Annotated in this window: 17 protein-coding genes; 14 read left to right on the forward strand and 3 right to left on the reverse strand. The window is 32.4% G+C overall.

Translation table 11 applies throughout. The features are described 5' to 3' along the window. The first annotated feature begins 8 nt into the window (after nucleotides 1-8). The 12 genes from ACVYAD_RS10215 to lanKC all read left to right on the forward strand — a co-directional run bounded on the left by ACVYAD_RS10215 (nucleotide 9) and on the right by lanKC (nucleotide 9,514). On the forward strand, nucleotides 9-596 hold the full coding sequence (locus tag ACVYAD_RS10215) for a hypothetical protein (protein ID WP_476426230.1): 588 nt from the start codon (nucleotides 9-11) through the stop codon (nucleotides 594-596). Next, the gene (locus tag ACVYAD_RS10220; protein WP_476426231.1) at nucleotides 589-2,052 is read left to right on the forward strand and encodes a nitroreductase family protein; all 1,464 of its coding nucleotides are present in this window, start codon (nucleotides 589-591) and stop codon (nucleotides 2,050-2,052) included. The genes ACVYAD_RS10215 and ACVYAD_RS10220 overlap by 8 nt, the downstream gene beginning before the upstream one ends. Further along, entirely contained in the window at nucleotides 2,045-2,671 is a 627-nt protein-coding gene (locus ACVYAD_RS10225; protein WP_476426233.1) for a hypothetical protein, read from the forward strand. Before ACVYAD_RS10220 ends, ACVYAD_RS10225 begins: the two co-directional genes overlap by 8 nt. Nucleotides 2,672-2,685: 14 nt before the next feature. Then, entirely contained in the window at nucleotides 2,686-3,291 is a 606-nt protein-coding gene (locus ACVYAD_RS10230) for an ABC transporter ATP-binding protein (RefSeq protein WP_476426234.1), read from the forward strand. A gap of 71 nt (nucleotides 3,292-3,362) precedes the next feature. After that, the gene (locus ACVYAD_RS10235; RefSeq protein WP_476426236.1) at nucleotides 3,363-4,148 is read left to right on the forward strand and encodes a hypothetical protein; all 786 of its coding nucleotides are present in this window, start codon (nucleotides 3,363-3,365) and stop codon (nucleotides 4,146-4,148) included. A gap of 17 nt (nucleotides 4,149-4,165) precedes the next feature. Continuing rightward, entirely contained in the window at nucleotides 4,166-4,351 is a 186-nt protein-coding gene (locus ACVYAD_RS10240) for a thiocillin family RiPP (protein ID WP_476426238.1), read from the forward strand. A gap of 23 nt (nucleotides 4,352-4,374) precedes the next feature. Further along, nucleotides 4,375-4,560, forward strand: coding sequence for a thiocillin family RiPP (locus tag ACVYAD_RS10245; protein ID WP_476426240.1), 186 nt, complete (start codon nucleotides 4,375-4,377; stop codon nucleotides 4,558-4,560). Nucleotides 4,561-4,585: 25 nt separating this feature from the next. After that, the gene (locus ACVYAD_RS10250; RefSeq protein ID WP_476426242.1) at nucleotides 4,586-4,765 is read left to right on the forward strand and encodes a thiocillin family RiPP; all 180 of its coding nucleotides are present in this window, start codon (nucleotides 4,586-4,588) and stop codon (nucleotides 4,763-4,765) included. A gap of 1,016 nt (nucleotides 4,766-5,781) precedes the next feature. Beyond that, nucleotides 5,782-5,979 (forward strand): helix-turn-helix transcriptional regulator, encoded by a 198-nt coding sequence (locus ACVYAD_RS10255; RefSeq protein ID WP_476426243.1) that lies wholly within the window; start codon nucleotides 5,782-5,784, stop codon nucleotides 5,977-5,979. A gap of 31 nt (nucleotides 5,980-6,010) precedes the next feature. Beyond that, on the forward strand, nucleotides 6,011-6,394 hold the full coding sequence (locus ACVYAD_RS10260) for a hypothetical protein (protein ID WP_476426244.1): 384 nt from the start codon (nucleotides 6,011-6,013) through the stop codon (nucleotides 6,392-6,394). A 307-nt stretch (nucleotides 6,395-6,701) separates the two neighbouring features. Next, a complete protein-coding gene (locus ACVYAD_RS10265) occupies nucleotides 6,702-6,878 on the forward strand; it encodes a SapB/AmfS family lanthipeptide (protein ID WP_476426245.1) in 177 nt (58 codons plus the stop codon). 38 nt (nucleotides 6,879-6,916) lie between these two features. Beyond that, nucleotides 6,917-9,514, forward strand: coding sequence for a class III lanthionine synthetase LanKC (lanKC, locus tag ACVYAD_RS10270; protein WP_476426247.1), 2,598 nt, complete (start codon nucleotides 6,917-6,919; stop codon nucleotides 9,512-9,514). Nucleotides 9,515-9,770: 256 nt separating this feature from the next. On the opposite strand, the gene ACVYAD_RS10275 is transcribed toward lanKC, so the two are convergent. Together ACVYAD_RS10275 and ACVYAD_RS10280 are read right to left on the reverse strand one after the other, a co-directional pair. Further along, nucleotides 9,771-10,391, reverse strand: a complete 621-nt coding sequence (locus ACVYAD_RS10275) for a response regulator (RefSeq protein ID WP_476426249.1) — start codon at nucleotides 10,389-10,391, stop codon at nucleotides 9,771-9,773. A gap of 5 nt (nucleotides 10,392-10,396) precedes the next feature. After that, entirely contained in the window at nucleotides 10,397-12,673 is a 2,277-nt protein-coding gene (locus ACVYAD_RS10280; RefSeq protein ID WP_476426250.1) for a histidine kinase, read from the reverse strand. A gap of 69 nt (nucleotides 12,674-12,742) precedes the next feature. Here ACVYAD_RS10280 and ACVYAD_RS10285 point away from each other — a divergent pair, with 69 nt between their 5' ends. Further along, on the forward strand, nucleotides 12,743-12,916 hold the full coding sequence (locus ACVYAD_RS10285) for a hypothetical protein (RefSeq protein ID WP_476426252.1): 174 nt from the start codon (nucleotides 12,743-12,745) through the stop codon (nucleotides 12,914-12,916). Nucleotides 12,917-12,919: 3 nt separating this feature from the next. Here ACVYAD_RS10285 and ACVYAD_RS10290 read toward each other — a convergent pair whose 3' ends face one another. Continuing rightward, nucleotides 12,920-13,852, reverse strand: a complete 933-nt coding sequence (locus ACVYAD_RS10290) for a polyprenyl synthetase family protein (RefSeq protein WP_476426253.1) — start codon at nucleotides 13,850-13,852, stop codon at nucleotides 12,920-12,922. Between the two features lie 640 nt (nucleotides 13,853-14,492). On the opposite strand from ACVYAD_RS10290, the gene rsgA reads away from it, so the two are divergent. Then, complete coding sequence (gene rsgA / locus ACVYAD_RS10295) at nucleotides 14,493-15,566, forward strand: ribosome small subunit-dependent GTPase A (protein WP_476426255.1); 1,074 nt, start codon at nucleotides 14,493-14,495, stop codon at nucleotides 15,564-15,566. Nucleotides 15,567-15,601: the final 35 nt, after the last annotated feature.

The following is a 15,601-nucleotide window of genomic DNA, read 5'->3' on the forward strand; positions in this document are numbered from 1 at the left end:
TAATAATAATGATCATTTCAGGCTTAGGATTAGGAAAAAACTATTTTGAAGATGCTTTTAAGCAACTTGAGCAACCAGTGAGCCTTATTCCGTATAGTAATATTGAAAATTTGCAATCAGAAGAAGTAGTTTTACTTGTATATGATGGATTATGTGTAAATGAGCTTGAGGAAAAAGCTGATAAAATCAACGGGTTGAAATACATACCTATTTTTATCACACCGAATCATATTTATGTCTTCGGTTTTAATATTACTGGTGAGAAAGCAAAGGAGTATTGTTGTCCTAAATGTGTAATTAAACGATCCAAGCAAAATATATTTACTCTGAAATTGTATGACACTCTATTTAATAGAGTTGATTATAAAACAATTCCAAACAATTTTGGATATGAGATTGAAAACTTTTGCAATATTTTACTGAATTCAATTAATAAGAACGAATTATCAGGTGCATTATTTTCATATAACATGCTAAACAATTTGTATTCTCTTGAAAAATTTAGTGGCACTACAGGTTGTCGGTATTGTGATTCGTTCATGTATGATCAAACAACATTATATGCCAGCATGAAGGGGGTTTTAGCGAATGACTAATATGATTTGGGATCCAATGATTTACTGGCCAGAGACACCGACTTTACTTCCTAGCGTACAGTATTTTGTAAACGATGGAATAATTATTTACGGAGGTGTAAAAGGTCCATTCAAATTAAAAGGTGAAAAGTCTATACAGTTAACACTACAGCTGCTTAATGCTTTGCAACAAAATAATAAGCCTTTTAAACAATTTATTGAAGAACTTCACACAAATGAAGAAATTGGAAATGAACTATTATATCTATTAAGTATTTTACATCAAAATGGTTGTTTAGATTCTTTAGAACCAACATTAAAAAACGCTCAATATTATTCTAAGTTAAATCAATCTACGAATAATTACAAAAGTGTTGAAGCGATTGAAAGCTACAAAAAATCCATTGGTTTGAAGCTTAGCATCAATAATAGTTTAGTAAAAAAGAAGCTAAATGATTTGTTTGTACTAGATGGTTTCCAGGTAACTCAAAATAATAAAGCGGACTGGGAGCTTAAAGAAGTGAAGGATTTGGCAGACATCGAATTAGTGGATGAAAATAATAGAACTTTACTTTTTTGTAAAACAAATGATGGATTAATAATTGGACCGGTTATATCGAGAGATGCCATTTCGAAGAATCAAGCAAAACAGTTATATAAAGGTCTAAATTTTATAAATGATTATCAAGCGATAGATGCCCAAATAATTTTTATGACAGCCATGAAGTTTATTTTAAAATTAGCAGAATATAACTTTAATCGTGGTATGTATATTTTCTCAAATAACCACACGACCTTTAAAAGTGTAATGGAAATGAGTGAAGACCTCAGTTTATTAGAAAAATTCGAATTAGCTACAGCATTTTCGGCGGGTCACTACTCACATAAAAAGGGGCATTTTTTACACTATAGAGCTGGGAATTTAAAGCTAGCGCGAAAAGAAATAAATGGGGAATTTTGGTTAGAGTTTGATGGCGAAATTCCTGATGATATTCATAAACTGTTAATAGCTTTAAATGGATTTAAAGAAAATGATTCAAGGAAAAAAAATACGCCTACGGGAGGCAATATAAACTCCAATCGACTATTTTACCTAAATTTCAATCCAAATAAATTAAATGGTATTGGTATTTATTTATACAATAATATTAAAGATAATATGTTCCAAATATCAAATAGCATCGAACAAATTAAAAGATGTTTCATAGAAAATTTGGATGGTTATGAAGGAGTAATTTTAGTTGGTAGTGATGTCGATATAATCGCAGAAAAATACAGAGAATTCGGCTTTAAAGTCGCCAATTTAAATAGCGGTGTGGTGTTAGCAACGCTAGTAGCTTTAAAACATACTCTATCTGCCAATTCGGAAGTATTATTTATGGACAGTTTTGATGAGAAAGCTATTACTAAAGCTTTAGGGTTAAATCTGAGCAATATAATAATCAATCAAGGAGTGGGGATAAAGAAATATGATTGAAGAAATTGTAAGAGAAACATATTCAGCGAAGCAATCTGATAAACTATTCGATTTGAATAAAATACGTAGTTTAGCTAATTTAAATTACGATAAAAATATCCACATTCGAAATTCCTTTAGATTATTTGAAAAAGAAGGTATGGAGAGACTAAAATACCATGATATTAAAGAATTGTTTACCTTTTTGGAAGAAATAAAGGGAGAAATAATGTATGACAAAGATTTACTTACATTTGGATTTGTAGATAATCAAAGTTTAATCGCTCAAAAGAATGACAAAACCATTTATCGATTCGTGAATGGGGAATTTGAAGAAGTTCCTTTACGTAAAGAAATTGAGAATAGTAATTTATATTTGCAGGAAGAAATGCATTTGGCTGCAGGTGTACTATTTTTTCTTTGGAATGTAAATGATTTGAAAAATCGTTATGAAGAACTAACTTGGTACAAACAAATCTTACATTTAAGTGGTTTTTTTGGTCAGCTAGCAAGTATTTATGGCATTAACAAAGAACTAAAAGGAACTGTTTTTGCGGGAATAATTCAAGATGAATGGAATAGTGTTGTGTTAGGAAGTCAGAATGTTCCGATTTTTTCTTATGCATTCACTTCCAAATAAGGGGGATTTTTAGGATGGAACTAATCTTAGAGAATATATCCTATAGCTACAATGATGATACTCAATTATTTCACAATGTAAACATGGATTTAAAATTTGGAAATATATATCTTTTATGTGGAGAGAATGGTTGCGGGAAAAGTACCTTATCTAAAATAATTTCAGGTAATTTAAAAATCCAGCAAGGTGAAATAATATTCCCAAATGGCTTATCTCAAGATTCAGTTGCGTATCAAACGCAGGAGTTTCAGGCATTTCCGGATTTAAAAGGGAAAGAAATAATTAGTTTCTGGAAAAAGATTAATCAAAATATTTTAAGCGATGACAGGCAGTTAAGGGAAAGCTTAGAGATTGACAAGCTAGAAAAAAAACTTATTAAGAAAATGTCTAGTGGCCAGAAGAGAGCACTTAGTATCTATTTAACTTGTTTATTAAATAAACAGATTATTATTTTAGACGAACCATTTGCAGGTTTAGACAAAAGTAAAAAAGAAAGGCTTTGTGTAAATCTAAAAGAGTATACGAAAAATAATAACAAGTTAATCATTATGATAAGCCATGAGATAAAAGGCTATGAAAATTTGTTCGATTATATGATTGAACTAAAAAACAATGATTGATGGTTCCGCGTGAAATGATAGATGTTTAACAACAGTTTCTTACAAATAAACAAATGATTTAGGAGAATACTATGGTAAATAAAGATATGCTGTTTTCTGTAACTAAAATTCATCTTATTGAACAGTTTAGAGGTTATCAACTGTTACTAACGAATATATTTATGCCCTTGTTGTTTTTTGGCATCGCAGTATTAATGATTGGAAAATCTAATATGTCTGAACAAGAACTGGAGTTACTAGTTAATAGTCAGTTTTTCTCGACATCTCTGATGTTTGGTGTACTAACTTATTCCTTTGTATTTCCGTTACAAAATATAGTCGGGTTCAAGGAAGAAGGTACATATCAATGGCTTAGACAAACTGCTATATCAGATACAGAATTTTTATTTGGAAGAAAAGTAGCGAATATTATCATTCTGAATTTGCATAGTATATTTGTTATTTTATTGTTCAGTAGTCTAGGGTATATGGAGTTTGATATTATCCTGAAGCTATTAATTTTAATTAATGTAAGTTTCTTTACTTTAAATCCATTAGCAACTATTTTAGGCAGCAAAATTTCAAATAAAAATATTGCTAATAATATAGGGACATTTACAATGCTAATTATCATTTTTAGCTTAACTTTCTCAGTATTATTTTCAACACAATTAAATATAAGTTTGGGAGATATTCAGAAATTTTTGATTATTAATCCTTTAATGGGATATTACGATGGTAGTCTAGTTCTTTTTGGAATAAGCGGTGATTACTTTTTTGGTACGTATGTGAATAATATTTTATACATTTTGATTTATGCATTAGTAATTACAGTTTTAGAAGTTGTATTTGTTAATAAAAAAGGACTAGATCTTTGAAAGGAGGTGAAAAACATATGAAAACAGGAAAAATTCAAGTTGAACAAAAAATAGAAAATCAAGTTGTTGAAACGATGAATGCTATTTATTTAGAGGAAGAAGAAACTTCGTTAGAAGTTGCAGCTTCTTTCGCAACAGTTTCTACACTAGGTACTGCAACGGGTTGTGCATCATCGCTTGGTACAGTGTCATGTTGGGGTTAAAATTTATGTAAAGGAGAACTAATATGAATAAAAAATTTGAAATGGTAAAAAATGCACCTAATGAAGAAATGAACAAGCAGTTCTCAATTTACTTAGAAGAAGAAGACAATTCTTTAGAAATAGCAGGTACTTGGGGATCTGCAGGTACATTTGGAAGTACTGTCGGTGGCTGCGCTTCAACAGTAGGATCAGCATCTTCATTTGGTTGATAAAGAAGTAGAGAGGAGAATTAATATGAAAACAAACACAAATATTGAAGAGCGTAATGCTCAAATGTCGTCAGTTATCGAAATTGTTGAAGAAACTGAAGTACATGAGTACAACGGCTTTACAACGGCTGGTACATTTGCTTGTGTAGCTTCTTGGGGAGCTTGTGTTTCATCTGGAAGTTCATTTTCATCAGCTGGTGATTAATAATTAATGATTGATTGATGGCTTGAAGTTACTTCAAGTACATAAATTAATATATGAGTAGTACAAACTGATTTATAGTTTGTACTACTTTTGGCTCTTCACCATAATGTGTGGTTGACTTTCTGTTAATTCAATAATTTTACATTTCTCTTTGTGCTCCAAGTTTATCAAAATGCTATTACCGTTAAGCCCTATACGACTGTTGAGCGTTGGTATTACTTGTATGCAGCTGATGAATTAAGTGAAGAAATTGCCACAAATATCTGTGTAGATAAGGTCGCCTTGCGCAAAGGACATAATTATACGACCGGTGTTTTAAATGCCGATTACAGGTCGTATTTTGGCGATTGTCCCACACTGAGATTAAGGCGAGGTTACCACTTTTTTATAGAAAGTAACGAGTCCTATTCGTGCAGTGGTCAGTGATTTCGCTCCAGCGATGGCAAACGCGATCCAAGCAGTTTATCCAACCGAGATTCATTTGCTGGATCGCTTTCATCTCTTGTAGTTTTTCACCGTTGCCCAGCAACGAAGACGACGTTATTTAGGAGAGGCCAAAAAGCATCATAAATCGCGCTTCATTGACCGTTGTTTGGCACGAAAACCTGAACCATTAACTGAAGAAGAACGCGGATTTGTTGCGAAATGTCCAGAAATTTACATACTATACATATTTATCGAGCATTGAATCATATGCGCGGTGCCGTTTCTAAAATCGCAAAAACATTGATAACACGTGAAGAAGCGTTGCTAGATAGCATTATTTCACGACTATTTAAGTGGCATTATGGAAGGCACGAATAATAAAATTAAACTCATCAAACCGTGGTTTCGGCTATCGAAATGAAGACCGTTTATTCCTCCGTTTACGTTTAGAACAGGTCGCTGATTTTGTCACTTACGACTTTTGGTGATGAGCCATATTTATAAGTAAAAGGATAATGTTGACATATGAAGGGGTGTTAAGTATACTTAACGTAAAGTTGTTAAATATACTTAACGAAGGGGTGTGGAAAATGAAAAATACAATTGAAAATGAGCGAAAGAAATTGAAATTATCGAGGGAAGATTTAGCAAGTTTAGTTGGGGTTTCTAGGCAAACTATATATTTTTTGGAAACCTACAAATATAACCCTTCACTTCAATTAGCTTATAAAATAGCTAAGCATTTCAATAAGCCGATTGAACAAATATTTATTTTCGAAGATGAGTAGCCTTAACTACTAATAAAAAGGAGGAATTTAGATGAAATCCCTTTTAGGTAAAACAGATGAAAGAGAAGAAATGAATTTAAAAAATGCTTCTTATTATGTAATGCTTACTTCATGGATGATGGCTATAGTTTTAATGATTGTATTAATAGCATTAAATGAAAGAATAGCCTTCTTTGCAGTTGCTGCATTATTTGTAGCACAACAGCTAGTATTGATTGTTTTGACAAATTTTCTCAATAAAAAACAATACGATAGTTTCTCAGTAATCATGATTATATTATTTATTGTTGGATGTATTAGTGTAACGATACTTTCTGTGATAACAAGTCAGAAAATCTATTTAATAGGTGTTATTATTTTCGCTTTTATTGGGTTTTTAGGTATTAAAAGAATGTATAAATTAAACCATCTTTAAAATATGTATTTTCAGAATAAGAAGCAGAATCCCTATCTAATAAAGCAATTTATTATACTTTTCTTATCAATTTTTAAGTACCTATCTATAAACCTACTTTTTAATTTGTTGGAAAATAAACAATTTTTAAAGTTTTTTAAGCGTTAGTTTGGTATGGAGATGTCAATGATAGATGGGGGTCTTATGCACCGTATTGTGTAATTAAAATGTAAAATAAGTAAATATTTGGTTGTTTTCTGTTTTTGTAAGATGTAAAATGATAGCGATATACAAGATATTCCATTTTGAAATTTGAAAGGTGGTGAAAATGATGACATATAACAAAAAGAAATCAAATGTACTAGAGTTGCAAAAGATGGATGTAGATAATAACCGAAATTTAGAAGGTGCAGCTCGTAATTCCACAAACAGCCAATTCTTGTGTATCGGTACACCAAGCCAAATGAGTGCATTTACTTGCGGTGGTCTAGGTACAGGATTCTAAAACTTAAGTAGCTAATTTCAGAGTGGAGGTAATAATTTATGGATTTGCGTTATGTACAATATATTAATCATAAAGAGAAATATTATGAGCCTCCACTTGAAAAGGCGACAGAGTCGGCTCTGAAAATTTCTAATGTACCCTTCAATTGGGTTATAAACTGGGATAAACATTGGACATATTATTCTAAGCCTGACTCTGATTTGCCTATTCAGGGTTGGAAGATACATATTAGTTCTACTCCAAAAGAAGCTAAAGAAATGTTAGAAGTTGTTTCGGATTTTTTGTTTGAGAATTCAGTTCCATTTAAGCATGTATCAAATGTGTGGGAATTGATATTAAAGAACTCTAAATATGGTGACAGGGCATCATCAGGTAAATTTATTACGATTTATCCGAATAACGAAAATCAATTTACTTTCCTTTTAGAGAAGCTACATTCTCTATTAAAAGACTTTTCAAACGGTCCATACATATTGAACGATAAAAGATGGTTGGATGGGAATGTTTATTTTAGGTACGGGGCATTTAAGGAAATGTACTTGATAAAGGGTGCATCAAAAATTCCAGCCATTCTAAATCCTTTAGGTGAGTTAATACCCGATTATCGATTACCCTATTATACGATTCCCGATTTTGTAGAAGAACCGCCAATTGTAAATAAAATGACAGAAGAGCATGAAAAAATACAAACTGCTGAATCAGAGCTTGATAATTATACTATTGAATCTGCGTTGCACTTCAGTAATGGTGGTGGGGTCTATGTGGCAAATCACATACCTTCAAGTACTAAAGTGGTATTGAAAGAGGGGCGCCCACATGCAGGTTTAGATGGTCAAGGAAGAGATGCAGTAGAGCGTTTAAATCATGAGGCTAGTATTTTAAAGAAACTTCTAGGATTAGAATCTGTGGTTTCATTTCATAAAAAATTTCAAGAGTGGGAACATGTATTTTTAGCAGAAGAGTATATTAGCGGGACATCTTTAGATACTTGGATAGCCACGAATTATCCATTCTCTGCACAGCAAGACTCAAGTGAGTATTGTAATAATGCATGTTCTATACTAAGACAATTAAAAGATGCTCTGCAATCTATCCATGCTAGAGACGTTGGTATGGGCGACTTGCAGCCAGCAAATGTAATGGTAACAGCTTCTAACGATATTAAACTAATTGATTTTGAAGCTGCGAGTCATTTAAACGATAGTATTCCTTCAGGTTTAATGCGACTTGGTTTCGTAGGTGCTCCAAATCTTTCAAGGGAACAGACAGATTGGTTTGCCTTACTTCGCATTGCGAGATATGTGTTTCTACCGATAGGACCTGTTCAAGATATAGCGGTGAATATCATAAAGAAACATGATCAATGGATTTTTGATCAATTCGGTAGTAAGGCAATGAGATTAATTGAAGAAATTGGAAGTGAATGTAATGAAAGGAGCGTTATCCCGCAAAAAAGTCTTCTATCTGCGCCATCTAAATATTTTAATCGATCAGATTTACCGGAAATTATCTCATCAATCAGAGCAGGTATTGTCAATGATTTGAAGACTGATAATAAACTATTATCTGGGGATATTCGCCAATATGAAACCTTAGGTGGATTCTTTAACATACTAACGGGTGGCTTTGGAGTAATCATGGCACTATTACGTACAGGTGATGTACCTGAAATAGCAAAATCCTGGACATTAAAATATAGTTCGGAAGAATATATTAATCAGCTTGATAATGGGCTTTTTTCAGGAAAAGCAGGAGTAGCAGGAGTACTTTATGAATTAGGGATGATTGAAAGATCCAAAGCAATCTATGATTCAATAGAATTAGAATCGGATAATGCAGATATTTCAATCAGAACGGGATTAGCTGGTATAGGCTTAGCATTTATATCTGCATCCTATATACCAGATTTAAAGACCATGCTTGATCGTGCTATTAAAATAGGTCTTCAGTTGCGTTCTCTTCTTGAAAAAGATATAGTGGTAACTTCTAACGATGCTGATGCGATTCCACTAGGATTAATAGATGGATGGTCAGGTGTTTCTCTATTTTATAGTGCCTTATATAAAGCTACTGATGACAAAGTATGGTTAGAACTTTCCCTGCAAGCTTTAGAAAAAGATACAAGTATATGTATTATGGATAATTCAGGAGTGTATCAAGTTAACGATAAAGAAAACAACAGGTTTATTCCGTACCTTGCAGGTGGCAGCGCGGGTGTAGGTCTTAGCATGATAGAGTTAAGACATTTGTTAAAGGATAAGAGATGGGAAACTGAATTAAAGGGAATAGGGGAAGTGGCTAGTTCCAAATGCTTTTACGGTTCGGGTTTATTTCGTGGCTTAGGCGGGATGATCATAACTGCCAACACAATTGATATCGAGCTTCAAACGGGAGGAAGATTCTTAGATAGAACATTAAACACCTTAAATTTATATGTACTTAGTGATCATGATAAATATTTTATGCCGGGAGACTATTGCTATAAGCTTTCAGGTGACATTTTTTCTGGAGCAGCGGGGATGTTGTTGGCACTTTCAGGAATAGAAGAAGATAGATTTTCTTGGTTACCATTACCTAAATTGAAAGAAACTTTTTCTTCAATTCAAAACTCAGCTAAAGAAATAGCTGTTCTTTAGGCTTGTGAAATTATTCATTTGCTATAAAAAATTCAAAATCAATTAGCTAGAATAAGGCAACATTTAATGAATAAAAATAGAGAACGGAAAAATTCAAAAACTACAAGTGGTAAAGACTTTTTACAGCTTATTAATAACCCCCAAATTGTTAGAAGTATTTCTAACAATCTGAGGATATTCAAATAGCTTCCTACATTTTAATGTTCTTAACCTCAGGAGCATGTCTTACTTTATATTATTAGAACATTAGGGCAGATCACCTTTTTAAAATGTCTAAGCGTATTACCTCTGATACAGCTTCTGTACGAGAGTTTACGCCTAATTTTTTATAAATTTTAGTTAAGTTATATTCAATGGCGCGTATACTTAAAAACAATTGATCAGCAATTTCTTGATTACTATACCCTTTAAGCAAGCTTTGAAGAATTGATATTTCTTTTTGAGTGAGTCTTAAATTATTGCTTGAGGGTGATTTTTGTTTAAGTTCTTTTAATAAGGGTAAAGGCAATAAAGCATACCCTTTTAATGTAGCACGTATAGTCATAATTAAATCTTCATAAGGAACAGTTTTACTAACTATCCCACAAATATTCAAAGCCATAAGTGAACTAAATTGTGAATAGTAGTCATAGCCCGTATATAAAATAATTTTAGCTTTGGGCTGTATTGATAAAAGCTTTTTTGTTAATTCAATACCTGAACACTGAGGCATTTGGATATCGAATAAATAAATATCATAATCATGCATTTCAAATTCTTTATGTACCTCATTTAGTTCATGTAAATAAGTAACCTTAAAATCTCGCTCATTTTCTAATATGGTTTTAGTACCTAGACCGACCACTTGATGATCATCTACTAAAAGAATGTGAATCAATTGTTTCACCTCGGAATTGTTATATGAATTTCAACACCATGACTAACTTCAGTTAGAAAGACAATATGTCCTTTAAAACTATAAATTCTTTCTTTTATACCGGTTAGTCCTGTATGCGTATTATTTATTGTTGTAGTTGTAGTTAATCCAACACCATCATCCCGATAATCTAGGTATATTTGCTTTTCATCTTCCCATAAACATAGGGAAACTAAAGATGCGTTGGAATGCTTATATGCGTTATTGAGAAGCTCTTGTATAACACGATAAATGCAAACTTCTAAATTATAATCGTTATGTTCAATAATCGGAGAGAAATCATATTTTATGTCAAAGCCAGCCTTCATCTGCGTCTTTTCACATAATGCCTCCAAAGCTGAGACTAATCCGACTTCTGTTATTAAAGCTGGTCGAAGTTCATTGCATGTAGTTCGTATTTGTTGAATGACATCTTGCATCCCTGTCTTTATTTGATTTAATTGTTCCGTTGTCTCAAACGAAAGATTAGGATTCGTAGCTATCAAGTTTTCAAGTGTACGATACCAAATAATTTGATCTTGTAAAGCTGAATCATGAAGATCAGCTGCTAAACGTTTTCTTTCTTGCTCGGATAGCTGAAACAAAAAACGAGATAAAGTAGAAGAAGATTGTGTTTGTTGAAGTTTGGTTTGTTCAATAGAATGAATTAGATTTTCAACGGCGAAAATGTTTTCATATACGAGCCTTAAATATTTGACAATATTAATAAACCATACTTTTTCATGAAGATTAAAAACTGTTTGATTCTTTTTATAGCCAATCCATATATAGGTGTGGGAAGATTCGATAGTATGAATCCTCATACCTAACAAACCCTGATATTCAAGCAAATCTATATTTTTATGATTACGCATCATATCTTTAAATTTTTCAGAAAGGTGAATGGCTTGTTCGTCTCTCGAAATTTCTTCTAACTGAAAATCGTCTTTAAGATAGTCAAATGCTATAAAAGCAATAATGCTTGGCCCTAACGATTCTTGAAGTTGGCTAATAAACAAATTTTTTAAATCATTTTCTTTCATACTTGATGATAATTTTTGAATAAAAAATTCAAGTTGTTGAGACAAACTATCATCCCGCATCCAAAGTCGGTGTCGAAGGATGAAGTCCACTTTCTCTTTGGTAAAAAGTAAAATAACAATAATACTTGCAGTTACAAACATTAATAAGAAAAAATATAAAATCTTAGAATCAGGATTTAAGTTGTCAGAAATAATAATTGTAGCAAGGCTTATTGCAGGTAAAAGTGAAAGTAAAAAGTAATAAGGAATTTGATTTAAAATGAAGTTTAAATCAATTAATTGTTTAGAAACAGATAAATAGAAATAGCCAATAGGGATGATAAATAAAAAAATTTCAACAGCATCGTCGTCTAGGTAAGGTAAATCTAGAATATAAGGTAATGCATGGAGTAATATAAATGGTGTAAAGGCAAGTATATTAATCCATAACAACCATTTTAGTATAATCTTTCCTTCCTGAGATTTGTTCTTTATGTAGTAGTAACATAATATAAGAATCACGCAAAAAACGTTTGCGCAAAAGTAAAATAAAATTAAATTTGCACTAATTGCTGAAATATGCCCTTTATAAAATAAACTGAATACTCTGATTGATACGACAACTGTGCATAATACTTTATTAAATTTAAACCACATAGATGATTGTTGTTGAATAATTCCTCTGTCATGAAGAAGAGCAAAGATAAATAAAACTAAAAACAATGATCCAAGTGGCAGAAAAATAGCCATGATGATATTGGCGATAATATCATCCCTTCCAGACTCGGTCGAAGCAAATAAACTCAAAGCAGCTGATAACAAGAATCCAATGAAATATCGATTTACAGCATTCGGAGATTTAACCACTAACATGGATAAAACTAGTGCTAGTACAGAAAATATATTTGGAATAATTAGTTCTTCAATAGTACGTCTTGTCTCAAATTTTGGAGTAGTAACTATTTGCGTAAATTCACCATCTGTAATTTCTAGTTCGCTTCCTCTGTTTATAGAGACATCAGAGATTGGCTGTCCGTCAACCTTTGTAATAATATCACCGGGTGAAACGGCTGTATAACGTACCCATCCATCGTTTTTATTAATATGGGTTATTATATAGTCACCAGATGAATTACTAGAAATATTTATACCCATATATGGCTTGAGCATTAATGAAAATAAATAAAAATGTAAAATTATGAATATACCACTTAAAATTAAAAAGATTTTTTTAAATACCATAATTTCGCTTCCTATCATTAATAGTGTTTTTAAGAACAAATAACATATAGTTGAAAGGATGTAATGTAAATGTTAATGGATTTAGTTCATTTTTTATTAAATAATTCGAGTAATGTCGGGCAAGAAAAATTGGCATATATGGTATCTGCAGATGAAATCGAAATAATTAAGAATGCTCTGAAATCCCTTGAAAGCGCAAATACTTCTATTCTACCGACTTCAAGCTCTTGGGCTTCAAAATAACGTCTAAACTTTGATAGTGAGTAGTAAATTTTTATACTTAGGTGGGATATTTAAAGAATATATACATTCTTTAAACTTGTTTAGATATATTTGCTCAACAATTTTACAATATGTTATTGCATCACCGCTATTAATACAAGAGTGTAATGCATGAAGCTCGCTATCAAGCAATTCTTCAAAAGAGACATCATTGTTATAATACTCCTTTATTGATGCAAATCTTGGATCTTGTATGTGTAGATAATATAAAATAGGAAGTGTCTTCTTTTTATCTTTGATATCATTTTTATGTATCGCGTAAGATAAATCATTTACATCATTTCTTACTTGTGCAATAATGCCGAGATAATAGGAGTATTCTTTTATTTTTTCAAATGTTGTTGGGTGTACATTTCCGGCACCAAGTAAATTTGCCAACAAGATGAGAGATCCTGATTTCAATGCTGTCATGTCAAAATACTCTTGTTCAGTAGTATGATTATTAGTTAAATCAGTATGTTGTCCATTAATTGCATCAAGTAGAGATGGATATATAATTATATTAAAGAATTTTTTTACATTTTCAGAACAGTCGATGTAATGTATTCTTTGAAAAGCTATAAGCAAGTACCCGAGTAAAATATTTAAATTACAACTAAGGCTTTTGTTACTCCAAGGATTACACGGGGCATCATTGTCTTGAATATCATCTAATATATCAGCTGATAAAAGAATAAGTTCTACAATAGTTTGAATTTCTATTAATTCTTTTTTATTATGTACATTTCTAAAAACTTTGTAGTGTATTTCAGTTAATTTTGAGAAATTTAAAGGCTGTTTAAATTTATATTGTATGTATCCAAGGGCAGCATCTTGTAATTGCTGGTTGAAAAAAGACTCAATAATCCAATTAGATGCACAATCCATAATTTCTTTTTGGGAAGTAGTCGTGTTCATATTTTATCCTTTCTTTATAAAATGTCTGCAAGTGATTAAGTATATTTTTTACAATATTGGTAATTAAGTGAGTATATTACAGTATAGCATGGTTTTTATAAATGGTTAAGATGTCTTGAATTTTAGTAGATGTAAGTTCTTGGATATAGGCTTTAATATTTGGTTTTAACGATAACACACTTTAAAATGGTATCAAAATCAACTTTTGTTGATTTTGGATCATATTTTGATAATCGTTTTACTTGACGCCTTTGTGAGTAATACCTATTGTACTATAGGTATTAGTCGCTCTTAAAAAAGCGACGGTCGGAGAGGTAATAACCCCCATTGTTATGGTGAAGATTCTTTAAAAAGATATCTTATAATTGACAATTTCGGAAGATTCCGTTATATTAAAAATAACAAAATCGAAAGTAGGTGATGTGACATGATGAATAGATCCGTTTTTAATGAGCTGCAATTCGGTTTGTTCAATTTCACACGCCTAAAATATACAATTTAATTCATGATTGTGGTGTTTTGTATATTCTCTTAAATGTGCCTGTGAACCTTGTAACTGCCGAATTGCGCAGAGACATGGTTTTTTTGTGTTTATTTTCAAGTGATGATAAACGATATGCATATTTAGGAGGAAAACAAATTGAATTTAACAACTTTAGGATTTTTAACATATTTTGAAGATCAAATGACTGGATTTAAACAGGAGGCTAAGCTAGCGAACTGTGTGCCGGCTAGGGTTACATTGGAGCATAAGCATTCCTATCGTGTGCTGGCTGAAGAAGGAGAGTGGCTGGCAACGATTGCTGGACATTACGCGTATACATCATTAGCACGTGAGGATTTTCCCGCAGTTGGGGATTGGGTGCTAGTTGAGAAAATGACTGGTGAGGAAAAGGCGATTATTCATAAATTGTTTACACGAAAATCAGTCTTTTCACGGAAGGCAGCGGGGGCGGAAGTACAAGAGCAGATCGTAGCATCGAATGTTGATATCGTGCTTCTAGTGATGAGCTTAAATGCAGACTTTAATATTCGTCGTTTAGAACGTTATTTAGTAGCTGCGTGGGATTCAGGTGCGAAGCCGGTCGTTGTATTGACGAAGGCTGATCTTTGTGAAGATATTGCTAGTAAAATACGTGAGGTTGAGTCTGTAGCGTTCGGTGTGGATATTTTTGTGACTAGTGCTCTGTCAGGTGAGGGCTTAGAGGATATTCGTGCGCTATTTACGGAAGGCGTAACAGGAGCATTGCTTGGTTCTTCTGGAGCAGGGAAATCTACATTGACGAATGCCCTTAGTGGTGAGGACTATATGAAGGTTTCGGATATTCGTGAAGATGATGCGAAGGGGCGCCATACAACCACACATCGTGAATTAGTTTTATTGCCAGGTGGTGGCTGTTTAATTGATACACCTGGAATGCGAGAATTACAATTATGGGATCAGAGTGACAGCTTATCTTCTAGTTTTAAGGACATTGAGGAACTTTCTACAGCCTGTCGTTACAGAGATTGCAAACATCAGAAGGAGCCGCATTGTGCTGTACAGCAAGCCATTACAGATGGTGTGCTTGAACAATCCCGCCTTCAAAGCTATTTTAAATTGCAAAGAGAGCTTGCTTTTATCGAACGAAAAGCAAATGCACAGGCAAAACTTAATGAGCAACGCAAATCAAAGCAAATTGCGAAGGGGAAGAAAGGTAAAAAATCTAATTAAACGAAACTTGATATGAGGGTGAACGGTTATCTCAT

The organism is Lysinibacillus sp. G1-3, from assembly GCF_056322905.1.